Annotated in this window: 16 protein-coding genes; 4 read left to right on the plus strand and 12 right to left on the minus strand. The window is 69.8% G+C overall.

Annotation, left to right across the window (positions count from 1 at the left end; all coding sequences use genetic code 11):
• Positions 1 to 119: 119 nt before the first annotated feature.
• From ABZ664_RS03715 to ABZ664_RS03755, 9 genes are all read right to left on the minus strand, one after another.
• Positions 120 to 1,397: an ATP-binding protein gene (locus tag ABZ664_RS03715; RefSeq protein WP_362502456.1), complete on the minus strand. Its 1,278-nt coding sequence runs from the start codon at positions 1,395 to 1,397 to the stop codon at positions 120 to 122.
• Positions 1,398 to 1,400: 3 nt separating this feature from the next.
• Entirely contained in the window at positions 1,401 to 2,069 is a 669-nt protein-coding gene (locus ABZ664_RS03720; protein WP_012888073.1) for a response regulator transcription factor, read from the minus strand.
• Between the two features lie 250 nt (positions 2,070 to 2,319).
• Entirely contained in the window at positions 2,320 to 2,802 is a 483-nt protein-coding gene (gene bfr, locus ABZ664_RS03725) for a bacterioferritin (protein WP_344747432.1), read from the minus strand.
• Positions 2,803 to 2,817: 15 nt separating this feature from the next.
• A complete protein-coding gene (locus ABZ664_RS03730) occupies positions 2,818 to 3,039 on the minus strand; it encodes a (2Fe-2S)-binding protein (protein WP_362502459.1) in 222 nt (73 codons plus the stop codon).
• 280 nt (positions 3,040 to 3,319) lie between these two features.
• Complete coding sequence (locus ABZ664_RS03735; protein WP_362502462.1) at positions 3,320 to 3,937, minus strand: MBL fold metallo-hydrolase; 618 nt, start codon at positions 3,935 to 3,937, stop codon at positions 3,320 to 3,322.
• Positions 3,934 to 5,019, minus strand: coding sequence for an S-(hydroxymethyl)mycothiol dehydrogenase (locus tag ABZ664_RS03740; RefSeq protein WP_362503908.1), 1,086 nt, complete (start codon positions 5,017 to 5,019; stop codon positions 3,934 to 3,936). The genes ABZ664_RS03735 and ABZ664_RS03740 overlap by 4 nt, the downstream gene beginning before the upstream one ends.
• A 76-nt stretch (positions 5,020 to 5,095) precedes the next feature.
• A complete protein-coding gene (locus ABZ664_RS03745; protein WP_362502465.1) occupies positions 5,096 to 6,160 on the minus strand; it encodes an adenylate/guanylate cyclase domain-containing protein in 1,065 nt (354 codons plus the stop codon).
• 3 nt (positions 6,161 to 6,163) lie between these two features.
• Positions 6,164 to 6,679 carry a PH domain-containing protein gene (locus ABZ664_RS03750; RefSeq protein ID WP_362502468.1) on the minus strand — a complete coding sequence of 172 codons (516 nt, stop codon included), beginning with the start codon at positions 6,677 to 6,679 and terminating at the stop codon, positions 6,164 to 6,166.
• 33 nt (positions 6,680 to 6,712) lie between these two features.
• Complete coding sequence (locus ABZ664_RS03755; protein WP_362502471.1) at positions 6,713 to 7,537, minus strand: biotin--[acetyl-CoA-carboxylase] ligase; 825 nt, start codon at positions 7,535 to 7,537, stop codon at positions 6,713 to 6,715.
• Positions 7,538 to 7,691: 154 nt separating this feature from the next.
• On the opposite strand from ABZ664_RS03755, the gene fdhD reads away from it, so the two are divergent.
• The gene (gene fdhD / locus ABZ664_RS03760) at positions 7,692 to 8,549 is read left to right on the plus strand and encodes a formate dehydrogenase accessory sulfurtransferase FdhD (protein WP_362502473.1); all 858 of its coding nucleotides are present in this window, start codon (positions 7,692 to 7,694) and stop codon (positions 8,547 to 8,549) included.
• A 15-nt stretch (positions 8,550 to 8,564) separates the two neighbouring features.
• On the opposite strand, the gene ABZ664_RS03765 is transcribed toward fdhD, so the two are convergent.
• The 3 genes from ABZ664_RS03765 to ABZ664_RS03775 all read right to left on the minus strand — a co-directional run bounded on the left by ABZ664_RS03765 (position 8,565) and on the right by ABZ664_RS03775 (position 13,770).
• The gene (locus tag ABZ664_RS03765) at positions 8,565 to 11,201 is read right to left on the minus strand and encodes a phosphoenolpyruvate carboxylase (RefSeq protein ID WP_362502476.1); all 2,637 of its coding nucleotides are present in this window, start codon (positions 11,199 to 11,201) and stop codon (positions 8,565 to 8,567) included.
• A gap of 200 nt (positions 11,202 to 11,401) precedes the next feature.
• Complete coding sequence (locus ABZ664_RS03770; protein WP_362502479.1) at positions 11,402 to 13,009, minus strand: hypothetical protein; 1,608 nt, start codon at positions 13,007 to 13,009, stop codon at positions 11,402 to 11,404.
• A complete protein-coding gene (locus tag ABZ664_RS03775; protein ID WP_362502482.1) occupies positions 12,985 to 13,770 on the minus strand; it encodes an ABC transporter ATP-binding protein in 786 nt (261 codons plus the stop codon). Before ABZ664_RS03775 ends, ABZ664_RS03770 begins: the two co-directional genes overlap by 25 nt.
• Before the next feature lie 102 nt (positions 13,771 to 13,872).
• On the opposite strand from ABZ664_RS03775, the gene ABZ664_RS03780 reads away from it, so the two are divergent.
• The 3 genes from ABZ664_RS03780 (at position 13,873) to ABZ664_RS03790 (ending at position 16,723) form a co-directional block, all read left to right on the plus strand.
• Positions 13,873 to 15,477, plus strand: coding sequence for an acyl-CoA carboxylase subunit beta (locus tag ABZ664_RS03780; protein WP_362502485.1), 1,605 nt, complete (start codon positions 13,873 to 13,875; stop codon positions 15,475 to 15,477).
• Positions 15,474 to 15,680, plus strand: coding sequence for an acyl-CoA carboxylase subunit epsilon (locus tag ABZ664_RS03785; protein WP_362502488.1), 207 nt, complete (start codon positions 15,474 to 15,476; stop codon positions 15,678 to 15,680). The genes ABZ664_RS03780 and ABZ664_RS03785 overlap by 4 nt, the downstream gene beginning before the upstream one ends.
• Positions 15,681 to 15,781: 101 nt before the next feature.
• On the plus strand, positions 15,782 to 16,723 hold the full coding sequence (locus ABZ664_RS03790; protein ID WP_350946408.1) for an NYN domain-containing protein: 942 nt from the start codon (positions 15,782 to 15,784) through the stop codon (positions 16,721 to 16,723).
• Positions 16,724 to 17,002 lie beyond the last annotated feature (279 nt).

A 17,002-nucleotide genomic window follows, 5' to 3' on the forward strand; every position in this document is an offset into this window, starting at 1 on the left:
CGTCGATCCGGGGTGATCGTCCGCCGTACCGGATCGGGCGGTCACGAGGTGGCACATGTGGAAACGAGTCCTGCCCCGACCGGGACACACCGGGACCGGGACGCACCGGCCGGCCGCGCTCAGGCGGGTCCGCGGACGACGCGGTTCCTGCCGGTGTCGCCCACCTGACGCAGGAAGAGCGCGAACGTCGCGGGGCGCGCTTTTACGAGTTCCAGACGTCCACCGTCCGCCGCGGCCTGTGCCCTGGCGAGGGGCAGGCCGAGCCCCGTGCCGCCGCTTCCGCTCACGTTCCGCTCGAAGACCCGCGGAACCAGGTCGTCGGTGATGCCCCTGCCCTCGTCGGCCACCTCGATCACGATGGACCTCTCCTTGGTGCAGGTGGTCACGGTCACCGTGCCGTCTCCGTGCTTCAACGAGTTCTCCAGCAGGGTGGAGATCACCTGGCCGATGCCGCCACCGGTGCCCAGCGCCTGGAGCCCGCGCGCACCGGTCAGGCTCAGCCGCCGCCCGGCCCTGCGAAACGCAGGGCCCCACTCGATGAACTGCTGGTCGAGCAGCGTGTCGAGCTCGACGACCTCGGACTGTGCCTGACGCTGCCTTCTGGCGGTGGCCAGCAGCTCGTCGATCACGGCGGTGAGCCGCTCGGCCTGCACGATCGCGGCCTCGCCCTCCTCCTTGACGATGCCCGGCTCGTCGGCGGCGGCGACGATCTCCTCAAGTCTCATGGTCAGGCCGGTGAGCGGGGTGCGCAGCTGGTGGGAGGCGTCGGTGGCGAACTCCCGCTCCCTGGACAGGAGGTCGGAGATGCGGGTCGCGCTGCGGTCGAGCACCTCGGCCACCCGGTCGAGCTCCTGGATGCCGTAGCGGTGCTTGCTCGGTCTGGCGTCGCCGGAACCGAGCCGCTCAGCGATCATCGCAAGGTCGCTGAGCGGTAAGCTCAGGCGGCGCGACTGCACTATGGCGAGCCCCACCGCGACCGCGAGGGCAGCCGCGGCGAGTCCCAGGATGAGGAACAACCACGCGCGAACCTCGCGCTCCACTCCCGTCCTGTCCCGGCTGACCGCGACGTACACGCCGTTCTCCGACTGCGCGTCCTCGGTCATCTTCTGGTTCTCGGGGGGCTCGGTGCCCACCGTTATCACCTGGGGCGGCGTCCCTTTCGCGTAAATCTGAATGTAGAGATCGGAATACTTGCGTTGCAGCTGGTGCTCGTCGACGGGCTGATCCTGGATCCGGGCGTACTCGACCTCCCCCAGCAGGCTTTTGGCGTGCGAGGAGAGCTCCTGGGTCGCCTCCTCCTCGATGAGCCGGTGGACCGCCACACCGAGGGGGATGCCGAGCAGCAACACCCCGATGACCGCGACGAGGAGGGTTGAGGAGAGCAGGCGGCGACGCATCCCCTACTCGCGCTCGAACCTGAAGCCGACTCCTCGAACGGTCGTGATGTATCGGGGCTTGGCGGCGTCGTCACCGAGTTTCCGGCGGAGCCACGAGATGTGCATGTCCAGGGTCTTGGTCGAACCCCACCAGTTGGTGTCCCACACCTCGCGCATGATCTGCTCGCGGGTGACCACCTTTCCCGCGTCCCGGACCAGGACCCTCAGCAGATCGAACTCCTTGGTGGTCAGATGCAGCTCCTTGTCTCCCATCCACGCGCGACGTGAGTCGGCGTCGATGCGCACGCCCTGGACCACGGGCGTCTCGGACGTGCCGCGCCGCAGGAGCGCGCGGACGCGCGCCAGCAGCTCGGCGAGGCGGAAAGGCTTGGTGACATAGTCGTCGGCCCCGGCGTCGAGGCCCACCACCGTGTCGACCTCGTCGACACGGGCCGTGAGGATCAGCACGGGAGTTCCGTGGCCCTCGGCGCGAATGCGCCGGGCCACCTCCAGTCCGTCCATCTCGGGCAGACCCAGATCGAGAACGATCAGGTCTATGCCACCCGACAGAGCCCGCTCCAGAGCCTGCGGGCCATCAGGGCTCACCTCTACTTGATAACCCTCGCGGCGCAGGGCTCGCGCCAGTGGCTCGGAAATCGAGGTGTCATCCTCGGCGAGTAGTACACAGGTCATGTTGCGATCGTAGGACCTTAGGGGATCGTTTCCCGGGTACAGCGCGCGGTTTGACTCGTCGTTGACCTATCCATTGACCTGGGCAAACACTGATAAATCCCGGATAGTCATCCCGCAACGGCCGAGGGCTACGGAGTAGGTCTCCCGCATTGGAAGTGCCTGGAAAGCACAGCACCCCAAAAGGGCGAGGCGACAAAACAGAACACGCCCACCAGAGGGGATCTGGTGGGCGTGTTCATGCTTTATTACTTCAAGACGCCGAGGGCGGCTCTGCGTAGCGGGCGAGATAGAGCTGCTCCCCGAGGCTCCCGATGAGACCCAGCTCGGTCTCCAGGTAGTCGATGTGGCGCTCCTCGTCCTCCAGGATCTCCTCGAAGAGCCGGGCCGAGGTGGCGTCACCCTTCTCACGCATCAGGATGATGGCGGGCTTCAGCCGGGTGACGACCTCAAGCTCGACGTCCAGGTCCGCGCGGAGCTGCTCGGCGACGGTCTGGCCGATGTGGAGGGTGCCCAGCTTCTGGTAGTTGGGCAGTCCTTCAAGGAAGAGGATGCGGTCGGTGAGCTTCTCCGCGTGGCGCATCTCGTCGATGGACTCTTCGCGGGTGTATTTGGCCAACCGGGTATACCCCCAGTTCTCCTGCATCTTGGCGTGCAGGAAGTACTGGTTGATCGCGGTCAGCTCCGCGGTCAGCTGCTCGTTGAGCAGTTCGATGATTTTCTTGTCGCCCTGCATGGCGGGCTCCTCGTGCTATGCGGTCGGCATCAAATCTTCAGACCGCTTCAGGATCGCACAGATTTTTCGCACGCAAGAAGCACAGTCGCCGCCGGCGCCCGTGGCATCGCGGATCTGGCGCGCGCTTCTGGCCCCTGCCGAGATGCAGTCGTGCACCTCGTTCTCGGTGACCGCACGGCAGAGGCATACGTACACGGGGGTGCGACCTTTCTGGAGGCTACCATAGGTTAGGCACACCTAAACTAGCTCATTTGGTAAGCCTTGCCTATGTGAACTAGGGCACACGACCTTAATCTCTCTGTCATCGGTCCGAAGTTCCCACCCGGGCGGCAACCGGTCGACGTGCGGGAAACCTCGCGACAGCAGGGCCGTCTTGCGGGTGAGCACGCGAAAAGGTCCACCGGAAACCCGGCTAGGGGACCCGTGGACACGCCACCGGGGCGAGGGAGCCGGAAACGCGAACGCGCCCCGGCGAAGACCGGGACGCGTGAGCGGATCGAGTGCGGAAAAACGCGGGTCAGTGGCCCCTGGCGAGCCATTCCTCCAGGTGCCCCGCCTCCGCGCCGATGGAGGTGGACTCACCGTGACCGGTGTGCACGGCCGTCTCCGGCGGCAGGGTGAGCAGCTTCTCCCTGATCGACTCGATGATCGTGTCGAAGGAGGAGAAGGATCTCCCCGTCGCACCGGGCCCCCCGTTGAACAGGGTGTCGCCGGTGAAGACCGCGCCGATCTCCGCCCCGTACAGGCAGACCGCGCCGGGAGCGTGGCCGGGCGTGTGCAGCACGGTCAGCTCGATTCCGCCGGCCGAGAGCACCTGCCCGTCCTTGAGCGGGGTGTACGGCAGGTCGGTGTAGACCATCTCCCACAGCACCTGGTCGGCCGGGTGAAGCAGGATCGGCGCGCCCGTCCGCTCGGCGAGGTCGGCCGCCGCGTCGATGTGGTCGTTGTGCGCGTGGGTGCAGACGATGGCCTTGACCTCGCGGCCACCGACCCTCTCGGCGATCGCGGCGGCGTCGTGGGCTGCGTCGACGATCAGCACCTCGCTCGCCGAGCCGACGATCCAGACGTTGTTGTCGACGTCCCAGGTCCCGCCGTCCAGTGAGAACGTTCCCGAGGTGACGACCTTGTCGATCACAGGATCACCACCGAGCGCAGGACCTCGCCGCGGTGCATCTTCGCGAAGGCGTCCTCGATGTCGCCGAGGCCGATCGTCTCGGAGACGAAGCGGTCGAGGTCGAGCCGCCCCTGGAGGTAGAGGTCGATGAGCATGGGGAAGTCGCGGCTGGGCAGGCAGTCGCCGTACCAGGAGGACTTCAGCGCGCCGCCCCTGCCGAAGACGTCGAGCAGCGGCAGCTCCAGCGTCATGTCCGGGGTGGGCACCCCGACCAGGACGACGGTCCCGGCCAGGTCGCGGGCGTAGAAGGCCTGCCGGTACGTCTCCGGGCGGCCGACCGCCTCGATGACGACGTCCGCGCCGTTGCCGCCGGTGAGCTCCTTGACCGTCTCGACCACGTCGGAGGTGCGGGAGTTGACCGTGTGGGTGGCGCCGAACTCCTTGGCCCAGGCGAGTTTGCGGTCGTCCACGTCCACCGCGATGATCTTCGAGGCGCCCGCCAGGCCGGCGCCGAGAACGGCCGCGTCGCCGACGCCGCCGCATCCGATGACCGCCACGCTGTCACCGCGGGTCACGCCGCCGGTGTTGATCGCCGCGCCGATGCCCGCCATCACGCCACAGCCCAGCAGTCCGGCCACCTGCGCCGGTGCCGACGGATCGACCTTGGTGCACTGCCCGGCCGCGACCAGGGTCTTCTCGATGAAGGCGCCGATGCCCAGGGCCGGGCTGAGCGGCGTGCCGTCCTCCAGGGTCATCTTCTGGGTGGCGTTGTGGGTGTTGAAGCAGTACCAGGGACGGCCTCGCAGACAGGAGCGGCACTCGCCGCAGACGGCCCGCCAGTTCAGGATCACGAAGTCACCGGGGGCCACCTCGGTGACGCCCTCGCCGACGGCCTCGACCACTCCCGCGGCCTCGTGGCCGAGCAGGAACGGGAACTCGTCGTTGATGCCGCCCTCGCGGTAGTGCAGGTCCGTGTGGCAGACACCACAGGCCTGGACCGTCACCACGGCCTCGCCAGGGCCGGGATCCGGCACGATAACGGTCTCCAGCGAGACGGGCTCGCCCTTGCCACGCGCGACCACGCCTTGCACGGTGTACGGCATGTCCTGCACCTCATCTGTCATGGTTTCGACCTTCACGGGCCCGCTTACCGATTGAACGGACTTGGGCACCCGGCACTCAATGATTACCAGCCCGGCGCAACACGTAGGGCTGCACCACCCCCAGGCCACGGGCCGGCCGCTGGCGGATGCGGCCGATCTCGACACCGGGCGCGCCCTTCAGCGCCTCGGCCAGCCTGTCGTCGACGACGACCGTGCCGGGGCGGGCGATGGCCGTGAGCCTGGCCGCCAGGTTGACCGTCGTACCGAAGACGTCGCCCATGATCGGCAGTACCGGACCGTACGCGAGCCCGATCCGCACCTCGGGCCCGTATCTGCGGATCGCGCCGACCAGGTCCAGGGCGATCATCGCGGCCTTCCTCGGGTCGGCCGCCGTGAAGAACACCTCGTCCCCGAGCGTTTTGACCATCCGTCCCCCGTGCTCGGCGACCACGTCCGAGGCCCGCGACTCGAAGCCCTCGACCAGCTCGGCCAAGCCCCGCTCGTCCAGCTCGCGCGAGACCCGGGTGAAGGAGACCAGGTCGGCGAAGCCCACCGCGAGGGTGAGCCTGTCCGGCACGATCTCGTCGGTGATGTCGGCGAGCGTGAGCAGGCGGGTCCCCGCGGCGGCGAGCTGGGCGCGCCAGATGTGGACCAGTATCTGCTCGAAGTCGGGGAGCAGCCGGCGCGAGGTCTCCATGACCGCGGCCAGGTCCTCGTCGGTGGGGCGGCGGCCCGGGTCGAGCATGGCGCCGATCATGATCTCGGCCTGCCACTGCGCGAGCCTCGCCGTCGTCTGGCCGAGCGCCCTCGCCATCCGGATGACGGTCTGGTCGTCCAGCAGGTCGCCCTCCATCATCGCCCGGACCCGCTCCAACACGGCCACGTCCGCGTCGGTGAAGGCCACGGCGTCGTCCGGGAGCGTGGCGAACCCCAGCGCGCGCCAGATCCGCTCGGTGAGCTCCTGAGGCACCCGGGCGAGGCTCGCCACCTGGATCCGGGTGTGGCGAGGAGACGCGCCGACGAAGAGGCGCTCGATCTGCTCGGCCGTCGGACGTCCGGCGTGGTGCTCGGCCGCCGGACGTCCGATGGGGACCTCCGTCTCCTCCCCGACCTTTCCCTGGTCCGGGAGGTCACGCCCCACGGGTCACCGTCCGGGTTCCGACGGCTCCCCGTCGAGCGCGTCGTCGAGCGCGCGGAACAGCTCGGCCCGGACCTCCTGGATGCGGGGAATGTCCCGCAGCGTGATCCGGCCCTGCTCGCTCGCCGACTCGACGACCAGCGTGCCGCAGCCCAGGAGCCTCTCCATGAAGGTCTGGTCGGCGCTGACCGTGTTCACCTTGACCATCGGGATGTCGTCGATGGACTTGTTCAGCACCCCCGTACTGATGGTGAACCGGTGCGAGGTGAGGATGTAGACGGCGTTCTTCCAGCGCAGGTACGGAATGAACGACCACACCGTCAGCAGGCCGACGGCGATCACCGCCACCGCGACGCGCGCGTAGAGCCGATACTCGAAGTCGGGCATGAAGTAAAGGGCGGCACCGGACCCCACGCTGATCAGGATCAGCATGAGGAACGGGCCGGTGAGTCGCTTCCAGTGAGGATGGAACGACTTGATCCGTCGCTCCCCCTCCGTCATGTGGTGATCGGGCAAACCCATGGGGCAAATCGTGACACGTGTGCATGCCCTGCGTCACGAGGTGTGAGGCCGAACATGCACGACGTCACCCGCGCTGAGCGTGTGCTCCTCCCCCTTGGAGCTGACGAGCAGGTGCCCGGCACGGTCGACGCCGGTGGCGGTGCCGGTCAGCACCCGCTCGCCCGGCAGTTCCACCCTCACCTCCCGCCCGACAGTGGCGCTGACCGCGAGATAGGCGGCCCGCAGGCCGCACGCCTCGACGTCGCCGTCCGCCTCCGACCACTCGCGGTAGTGGGTCTCGATCTCCCGCAGCACCGCGCGCAGGATCGGGTCGCGGTCGGCGCAGGCGGCCTTCTCGATGACCAGGGAGGTGGCGGTCTCCACCGGCAGCTCCTCCGGGCGCACGCTCACGTTGAGGCCGACCCCCACGATCACCGCGCTGTCGATCCGCTCGGCGAGCACCCCGGCGAGCTTGCGTTCGCCGATCAGCAGGTCGTTGGGCCACTTGAGGCGTACGTCGATCTCGGCGACCTTCCGGACGGCCGACGCGACCGCCAGGCCGACGAGCAGGGGCAGCCACCCCTGTGTGGACATGGGCGGGTCGGGCCGCAGGAGCACCGAGAACGTCAGGCCGGAACGCGGCGGAGCGCTCCAGACACGGCCGAGCCTGCCGCGCCCGGCGAACTGGGACTCGGCGACGACGACGGCTCCCTGCCGCGCGCCGTCGCGGACGGCGTGCGCGAGGTCGGCGTTGGTCGATCCGGTCCTGTCGACCACGGTGATGCCGGACCAGAGGCCCCCGGGACGGACCAGGGCGCGGGTGAGCGCCGCCTGAGAGAGCGGCGGGCGGTCAAGATCAGTGAAGGGCGAGTCGAGCACTTAGCCATCTTGCCTCCACTAACGACCCCCTGTTACCGAATTAATCCAATGACCAGGGAATACTGTTACCGAAGTCTGGGTCGGCGGGCAAGGTCAGGCTTTTGACCGAGGCGGGAAACCGTACGGAAGATCGTGATAAAGAGACGATGAACGTATGAGCAGACATCTCAGCGCACCGAGACCGGGGCCCACCACCAGGGCGCGGGTCGGGCAGATGCGGGCGGGGACCCTTCACGAGCGCCGGGACGACCTCGCCACCGAGGAGCCGATGGAGATCCGCATCCAGGCAGGCGAGGAACGTCGCACGGTCGCGATCACCATGCGCACCCCCGGGCACGACTTCGAGCTGGCGGCCGGATTCCTGTACGGCGAGGGGGTCGCGGCACCGGCGGACGTCGCGTCCATCGCCTACTGCACCGACGAGGACGTGCCGCAGGAGGCGCGCTACAACACGGTGACCGTACGGCTGCGCGGCCGCGTGCTGCCCGACCTGCCCTCGCTCGACCGGCACTTCGTGACGTCGAGCGCGTGCGGCGTCTGCGGCACCGCCGGCCTCGACGCCCTGCGCGGCCGCTGCTCGCCGCTGCCCGACCAGGAGGACCTGCTCATCTCCCCCGAGGTCCTGTACGACCTTCCCGACCGGCTGAGAAGCGCCCAGGGGGTCTTCGGCAAGACCGGAGGGCTGCACGCGGCCGGCCTGTTCACCCCCGACGGTGAGCCGCTCGCGGTCCGCGAGGACGTGGGGCGGCACAACGCGCTGGACAAGCTGGTCGGCTGGGCCATGATGAGCGGGAGACTGCCGCTGGGCGGGCACGTGCTCATGGTCAGCGGGCGGACCAGCTACGAGATCATGCAGAAGGCCCTCACGGCGGGCCTGCCGGTCGTCTGCGCGGTCTCCGCGCCGTCCTCCCTCGCCGTCGACCTGGCGAGGGAGTTCGGGATGACGTTGGTCGGCTTCCTGCGCGAGGAGCGCTTCAACGTCTACGCGGGGGCACACCGCATCGGCAGCTGAACCTTCCGCCCGCGCTCAGCCGGTGTTCTGCAGGCCGGCGGCGACGCCGTTGACCGACAGGAGCAGCAGCGTGGACAGGCGCTCGCGCTCGCCCTCCGACAGCCCCTCGTCCGCGCGGAGCGTGGACAGGGCGCGCAACTGCAGGTGGGAGAGCGCGTCCACGTACGGGTCGCGGAGCTGCACCGCGCGGGACAGCACCTTGCGGTCCTCGAGCAGGCGGGTGTGACCGGTGATCTCCAGGACCAGGCGGCGCGTCAGGTCGTACTCGGTCAGGACCTGCTCGACGAAGTCGTCCCTCGCGCCGAGCGCGAGGTAGCGGGCGGCGATGTCGCGGTCGGTCTTGGCGAGCGACATCTCCACGTTGTCCAGCAGCGAGGCGAACAGCGGCCACTCGCGGTAGGCGGCGCGCAGCTCGTCCAGGCCCGCCTCGGAGATCACCGCCTCCAGGCCGCTGCCCAGGCCGTACCAGCCCGGCAGGTTGACCCGGGTCTGTGCCCAGGCGAACACCCACGGGATGGCCCGCAGGTCGTCCAGGGACCGGGGCGCGCCGAGACCTCGCCGGGCCGGGCGGGAACCCAGGCGCAGCGAGCCGATCTCCTCCAGCGGGCTGACCAGGGAGAACCACTCGGGAAAGCCGGGCGCCTCGGTCAGCAGCCGGTACGCCTTCTCCGAGGCGGAGGCGACCCGTTCGGCCACACCGCGGAAGCGCCCCGCCGCCTCGGCCGTACGGGCCTCGATGGACGGGGTGGAGGCGAGCAGCACCGCCGAGGTGACCTGCTCCATGTGGCGGCGGGCGATGGCGTCGTGGCCGTAGCGGGCGAAGATGACCTCGCCCTGCTCGGTGACCTTGAACCTGCCGCCGACCGAGCCGGGGGCCTGCGCGAGCACGGCCCTGTTGGCCGGGCCGCCGCCCCTGCCCAGGGCGCCGCCCCGGCCGTGGAACAGCGTGAGCGGCACGTCGTGCTCGGCCGACCAGGCGGCGAGCTCCTCCTGGGCCTCGTAGAGCTTCAGGGTCGCGGCGGCCGGGCCGAGTTCCTTGGCGGAGTCGGAGTAGCCGAGCATGACCTCCAGGCGCCGCTCCTCGGCGAGCCTGGCCTGTACGGCCGGGATCTGGAGCATCCCCGACAGGACGGCCGGGGCGGCGGCCAGGTCGGCGCCCGACTCGAACAGCGGGACGACGTCGAGCCTGGGTGCCCGGTCGCCCAGCGCGTGCGCGGCCAGCGCGTGGACGGCGGCGATGTCGTCGGCCGAACGGGTGAAGGAGACGACGTAGCGGCGGCAGGCGGTCACCCCGAACCGCTCCTGGATCCAGGCGATCGTGCGGATCGTGGCCAGGACCTCCTCGGTCCGCTCGGAGGTGCGCCCGGCGGCGATGTCCTCCAGCGCGGCGGCGTGGACCTGCGAGTGCTGGCGGACCTCCAGCTCGGCCAGGTGGAAGCCGAAGGTCTCCACCTGCCAGATGAGGTGCTGCAGCTCTCCGTACGCCTGCCGGTTCGCCCCGGCCTCGACCAGCGAGTCCTGGGCCGTGCGCAGGTCGGCGAGCAGCTGCTCGGGCGAGCGGTAGGCCAGGTCGAGGCCGCGCTGGCGGGTGGCCGCGATGCGGGCGGCGACGAACATCAGCCACTGCCGGTGCGGCTCCCTCGGGGAGCGGGTCGCCATCTCCGAGACCACGTCGGGGTGGTCGTTCACGGCGCTCGACAGCGCGGCCCTCAGCCCCGCCGAGGCGGGGGTGTAGTCGGCGGTGAGGGTGAGCGAGCGGCCGATCCTGAGCGTGGCGTTCTCCAGGGCGATCAGCACGTGCTCGGCCTGGATGAGCACGGCGTCCCTGGTCACCTTGGAGGTGACGTTCGGGTTGCCGTCGCGGTCGCCGCCGATCCAGCTGCCGTACCTGATGAAGGCGCGGGCCCGGGGCTTGGCGGTGCCGCCTCCGCCGCCGAGCGCGGCGTCCAGGGCGCGGTAGACCTGCGGGACCACCCGGAAGAGGGTCTCGTCGAAGGCCGCCATCGCGGTGCGCACCTCGTCCAGCGGGTCGAGTTTGGTGGACCTGAGCTGGGCGGTACGCCACAGCAGGTCGATCTCCTCCAGCAGCCGTCGCCGGGTCTCCGCCCGCTCGGCCGCGCCCCTGTCCGAGCTGTTGTAGGCGGCGAGCTGGCCGCTGATGCGCTGGATCGCGGTGACCACGGCGCGCCTGCGGGCCTCGGTGGGGTGCGCGGTCAGCACGGGGTGCAGGCGCAGTCCCTCGACGAGCTCGGCGACCTTGCCGTCGCCGAGCTCCTGCACAGCCTGCGCCAGGGACTCGGGCAGCGGCTCCTCGCCGGTGTCGCGAACCCTGAGCGTGCGGATCCTGAAGTGCTCCTCGGCCAGGTTCGCCAGGTGGAAGTAACAGGTGAACGCGCGGGCGATCTGCACCGCGCGGTCGATCGGCCACTCGGCCACCATCGCGGTGATCTCGTCGACCGACACCTGCTTTCTGCGGGCCCCGATGACGGCCTTACGCAGCCGTTCGACATCGGCGAGCAGGTCATCGCCGCCATGCTCGGCGATGACCTGCCCCAGGAGCTCGCCGAGCAGTCGCACGTCCGCGCGCAGCTCGTCGGGCATCTCGGTGACAGCGGAGGAACGCTCTGCCTGATGGGACACGGTGGCGGGCATGCTCGCCAGCGTACCCAGTCCGTTTTGTCGAACGGAGACCGGTCTCACCCATTGGACTAGACCACTGAGGAGGCTGATCCCCGGCCGTTCCCGGGGCCGTACGTGACAGCCGCCGAGGACCGTTCGTGACCGTTCAGGCAGCCGTCGGGGCGCTCCCCTCCGGGCCCGCGTACGGCCGGAAGGGGAGCGCGGGGTGGGCGTCAGGTGGCGACGGAGGTCGCCTCCAGGAGCGCCGGATACCTGGCGAAGGCGATCTTTCCCGCGATCCTGCGGCCGCCCCAGGAGAGCAGCAGCCCGTACGGCACCGCGAGCACGCTGACCCACGTGAGACCGAGCAGGATCGGCAGGACGATCGGCAGCGCGAGCAGGCCGGTGCAGATCAGCGCGCCGAACGACGCCACGAAGGCGATACCGCCCTGGCCGGGGGCCGCGCCGGTGAAGGCGTTCAGGCGCTCGGGCACGGTGTAGGGCACCAGCACGCTGGTCAGCGCGCCCACGCCGAGCCCGGCCCCCAGCACGCCCCAGGCGGTGAGCGTGGCGGGGACCACCCACCCGACGTCCCCGGCGAGCAGCGCCGCGACCGCGGCGAGCAGGAGCAGCAACGGGACCGCGATCGTCGCCACGGCGAGGTGCCGCCCGGCGATGTCGGTACGCCAGTCACGGTCGGTGCCGTAGGCGACGGCGTTCATCCACAGGGAACGGCCGTCGATGCCGAAGGCGTTGCACCACTGGATGCTGATCATCACCGCGCCGATGCAGGCGGGCGCGATCGCGAGGACGCCCCCGGCCGCGCCCTCGCCGTCCCCGTACATGGAGAAGGCCATCACCCCGGTGACCGCGATGGCGGCGAACCAGCCGACCCTGCCTCGCGGGTCGCGCCTGGCGTACTTGAACTCCTTGCCCGCGACCGCGGCGAGCGGGCCGTCGGGCAGGACCTTCGCCAGCAGGCCACGGGAGTTGCGCACCGACGCGCCCTGGGTGGAGGCGTCGGAGGTGACCAGGGCGCGGCGCAGCGCCGCGATCCACAGCCACCCCACCCCAGCGATCAGGAGCGCGAGCAGGGCCGCCCCGGCGACCGCCGTCAGGCCGCCGTCGGCGATGGAGCGGGCCGCGACACCGGAGGGGGTCCAGCTCAGCGCCGAGGCCAGGGCGTGCAGCACGGCCCTGGGATCGGCCGACACGCCGCCGTTGAGCAGCAGGTTGGGCAGCTGGGCCGCCAGGACGAAGAAGACCACCGAGACGGCGAGCACGTCGCGGCCCCTGCGGGTGCGCAGGATCCCCGACAGCGACGTGGTGACCAGCCGGGAGAGCATGACGCAGAGCGCGAAGTGGAGCAGAACCACGACCGCACCCAGGAGCACCCCGCCGATCCCGGTGGCCAGAGCGGCCACCGCCCCCGCCGTCACGGCGAGCGAGGCGAGCGGCCACACGCCGGTGATCGAGGCGGCGAACATGCCGGTGACGAGCTGGCCGGTCCGCAGCGGGAACAGGGCGAGGCGCGACGGGTCGAGCGTGTCGTCCAGCCCGAACGCCAGCAGCGGTACGACCGCCCAGCCCACCAGGAAGACGGTGAACAGCACGGTCACGGTCTCCACGGCGAGGTCGGCGGACGCGAGGCGCAGCGAGGACATCATCAGGAAGCCGACGGTGCCGAAGAGGAACGCGGCGATCGTCGTGAAGACGAACCCCAGCAGGCGCTGGGTGCTGCCCCGCAGGTTTCCCGCGACGAGCCGCAGCTTGAGCCGCACGAACACCATGGGCCCCACCCGTACGGTCCCGGCGCTCACGAGGGGGTCGCGCCCAGCCACGACAGGCCCTCCCGTCCCGCGGGATCGCCGTCGCCCCTCGCCCCGACCAGGGCGAGGAACGCCTCGTTGAGACTGCGGCCCGCCCTCACCTCGTCCAGCGGCCCCTGGGCGACGATCCGCCCTCGGTCCATCACCGAGACCCAGTCGCACAGGCGCTCGACGAGCTCCATCACGTGGCTGGAGAAGACCACCGTCGAGCCGGAGGCGGTGTAGCGCCTGAGCACCTCGACGAGCGTGTTGGCGCTGACCGGGTCGACGCCCTCGAACGGCTCGTCGAGGAAGAGCACGTCGGGGTTGTGCAGCAGCGCCGCGGCCAGGCCGATCTTCTTGCGCATGCCGGTGGAGTAGTCGACGACGAGCTTGTCCGCCGAGCCGGTGAGGGCCATGACGTTCAGCAACTCCTCCGCCCGCCGCTCCACCTCGGCCTTGGGGATGCCGCGGAGCTGGCCGTTGTAGGAGAGCAGTTCCCGGCCCGACAGGCGCTCGAACAGGCGTAACCCCTCGGGGAGCACCCCGATGCGGGCCTTGACCGCGACCTGGTCACGCCAGACGTCGGCGCCACCGATGTGGACCGAGCCGTCGTCGGGGCGGAGCAGGCCGGTGACCATGCTGAGGGTGGTGGTCTTCCCCGCCCCGTTGGGTCCGACAAGCCCGGCGAAACCGCCCTGTGGCACGACCAGGTCGACACCTCCCACGGCCACCTGCTGCCCGAATCTCTTGAACAGCCCCCGTGTTCTTACCGCCTCCGTGATATCAGCCATCGCGCCGCCCTTCCCCAGAGTTGACCGATCAGTCCGCTCGCAGGGGGAACGAACGATCGCCCCCAATGGTTCGCGATGTGAGCGGACGGTTACCCTGCTGGAATGAGCGAGCCCCTGAGTGCCGAACCGCTGGATTCCGGACCCGACATCCACACGACGGCCGGCAAGCTGGCCGATCTTGAGCGCCGCCTGGGTGAGGCGGCCCACGCGGGTTCGGCACGAGCCGTCGAGAAGCATCACGCCGCCGGGAAGATGACCGCGAGGGAGCGGGTGCTCGCCCTCCTCGACGAGGGCAGCTTCGTGGAGTTCGACGAGCTGGCCAGGCACCGGTCCACCAGTTTCGGCCTGGAGCGCCAGCGGCCGTACGGTGACGGGGTCGTGACCGGGTACGGCACGGTCGACGACCGCCCGGTCGCGGTGTTCGCCCAGGACTTCACGGTCTTCGGCGGGTCCCTGGGCGAGGTCTTCGGAGAGAAGATCGTCAAGGTGATGGACCATGCGCTGAAGACCGGTTGCCCGGTGATCGGCATCAACGACTCCGGAGGGGCGCGCATCCAGGAGGGTGTCGTCTCGCTGGGTCTGTACGCCGAGATCTTCAGGCGCAACGTCCACGCCTCCGGGGTGATCCCGCAGATCTCGCTGGTCATGGGTCCCTGCGCGGGTGGCGCCGTCTACTCGCCCGCGCTCACCGACTTCGTGCTGATGGTGTCGGAGAAGTCGCACATGTTCATCACCGGCCCCGACGTGATCAGGACGGTCACCGGCGAGGAGGTGACGTTCGAGGAGCTCGGCGGGGCGCACACGCACAACTCCCGCTCGGGCGTGGCCCACTACGAGGCGTCCGACGAGGCCGACTGCCTGGATTTCGCCAGGGCGCTGCTGTCGTACCTGCCGTCCAACAACATGGACGAGGCACCGGCGTTTGACGCCGATCCGCCGCTGGAGACCACCGACTCCGACCGCGAGCTCGACACGCTGATCCCCGATTCGGCGAACCAGCCCTACGAAATGCGCACGGTTCTCGAACACGTCCTCGACGAGGGTGAATTCCTGGAGGTGCACGCGCAATTCGCGCCGAACATCCTCGTGGGTTTCGGCAGGGTCGAGGGGCGCTCCGTGGGGATCGTCGCCAACCAGCCGATGAGTTTCGCCGGAACGCTGGACATCGCGGCCTCCGAGAAAGCCGCGAGATTCGTTCGTACTTGCGATGCCTTTAACATTCCCGTACTGACATTCGTCGACGTTCCCGGATTCCTGCCGGGCACCGACCAGGAATGGAACGGGATCATCCGGCGCGGCGCCAAGCTGCTCTACGCCTACGCGGAGGCGACCGTGCCCCTGGTCACGGTCATCACCAGAAAGGCGTACGGCGGGGCGTACGACGTCATGGGGTCCAAGCACCTGGGCGCCGACATCAACCTGGCCTGGCCGACCGCGCAGATCGCGGTGATGGGCGCGCAGGGCGCGGTCAACATCCTCTACCGGCGCGAGCTGGCCGCGGCCGAGGAGCCGGACGCCGCGCGGGCCAGGTTCGTCACCGAATACGAGGACACTCTCGCCAACCCGTATCTCGCGGCCGAACGTGGGTATGTGGACGCCGTGATCCGCCCTTCAGACACCCGCGTCCAGATCGTCAAGGCGCTGCGTGCCCTGCGCGGCAAGCGCGCGACCCTGCCCCCGAAGAAGCACGGGAACATCCCGCTATGAGACACCTGAAGATCATTAAAGGGGACGCGACCCCCGAGGAGATCGCCGCGGTGGTGATCGCCCTATCGGCGCGCGCCACACCGGCGAATCCGGCGCGAAAAACCCCGCAGACCTCGAAATCCTGGAGCAATCCCTCAGATCGCATGCGAAAAGCACTTCCTGTCGGACAAGGCGCGTGGCGATCCAGCGCGCTGCCGAGATAGATCCAGAGAACGGGGTGTCAAGTTGCGCGAGAGTTGGGACCATCTAAGAAATGGGCGCATATAGTCAGCCGATCAGCTAGTTCCGAGGCCTGGAGGACGACATGAGCATCCTGGACCTCACATCACATCCCATCGCCGCGAAGTACGCCGTCCTGGTCGACGTCGGCTATCTGTACGCGGCGGCCGGGGAGGTGCTCCTGGGCGCCAAGGAGCGCAAGGAATACCGGGTGGCGGCGGACGAGCTGATCCAGGCGTTGCAGAAGCACGCCGAGGAGCGCATCCACGGCGAGCTGCTCCGGATCTACTGGTACGACGCCGCCCGCGACCGGGTGCCGACCGTCGACCAGCGGGTCATCGCCCAGCTCCCCTGGGTCAAGGTGCGCCTGGGCAACCTGAACGCCCGAGGCCAGCAGAAGGGCGTGGACGCGCAGATCAGGAGCGACCTGGAGGCACTGGCCAGGCACCACGCGGTGAGCGACACGATACTGCTCGCCGGGGACGAGGACATGGTCCCCGCCGTCGAGGCCGCCCAGGCCTACGGGGTGCGGATCCACCTGTGGGGCGTGGAGCCCCCCTACGGCACCAACCAGGCGGAACGTCTGGTCTGGGAGTCCGACACCGTCGAGATCATCAGCGCCGACTTCCTGCGCTCCTACTTCAGCCGCGCCCCCGCGCCGGTCCCCGTGCCGGTGCCCCCGATCGCCCCCTCCCCCGCCCAGGTCTTCGCCGGGCGCACCGCCGCCAAGCCCAAGGCACCCGTGGGCCAGGTCACCAAGCTGGGGCCGAGCCGCCCGCGCGTCGAGGAGGTCGGCGAGCACGTCGCCCAGAAGTGGATCCTCACCCGCGGCCGCGACAACATCCGCGACCTGCTGCCGGGGCCGATCCTTCCCACGGTGATCGACACCGAGCTGCTCATCGAGGCGGAGAAGGAGCTGGGCCACTCCCTGCGCCCGTACCCCGAGGCGCGCGTCTGGCTCCGCGACGGATTCTGGGCCCGCGTCTACCGGGAGTTCGAGATCGGCGTCGGCGTCTCCTCCAAGTGACCCCCGCCGGGGCGTCCGGTCCCCGGCCGTCCCTGTGTCGTGACGAGCGCCGCGGCCGGTTCCCGATCCTCCGTAGACCGTCCCTGCCGACTTGGACGGGGTGCGGGCGGCGCTCTCCAGGTGGGTTCCCGACCCTCCTTGGAGGGTCCCGGCCCTGGCGCCCGGCGCCTCACCCGTGCCGACCCCGCTCGTTCTCGCCCCTCCTTGGACCGTCCCGGCCCCCCTGTCGCGACAGCCGCCACGGCCAGGTCCGATTCCCGCCAGCTGTCCCCCCTGAGC

This window comes from Streptosporangium sp. NPDC006930, from assembly GCF_040635605.1.
In the GTDB taxonomy this organism is placed as follows: Bacteria; Actinomycetota; Actinomycetes; order Streptosporangiales; family Streptosporangiaceae; genus Streptosporangium.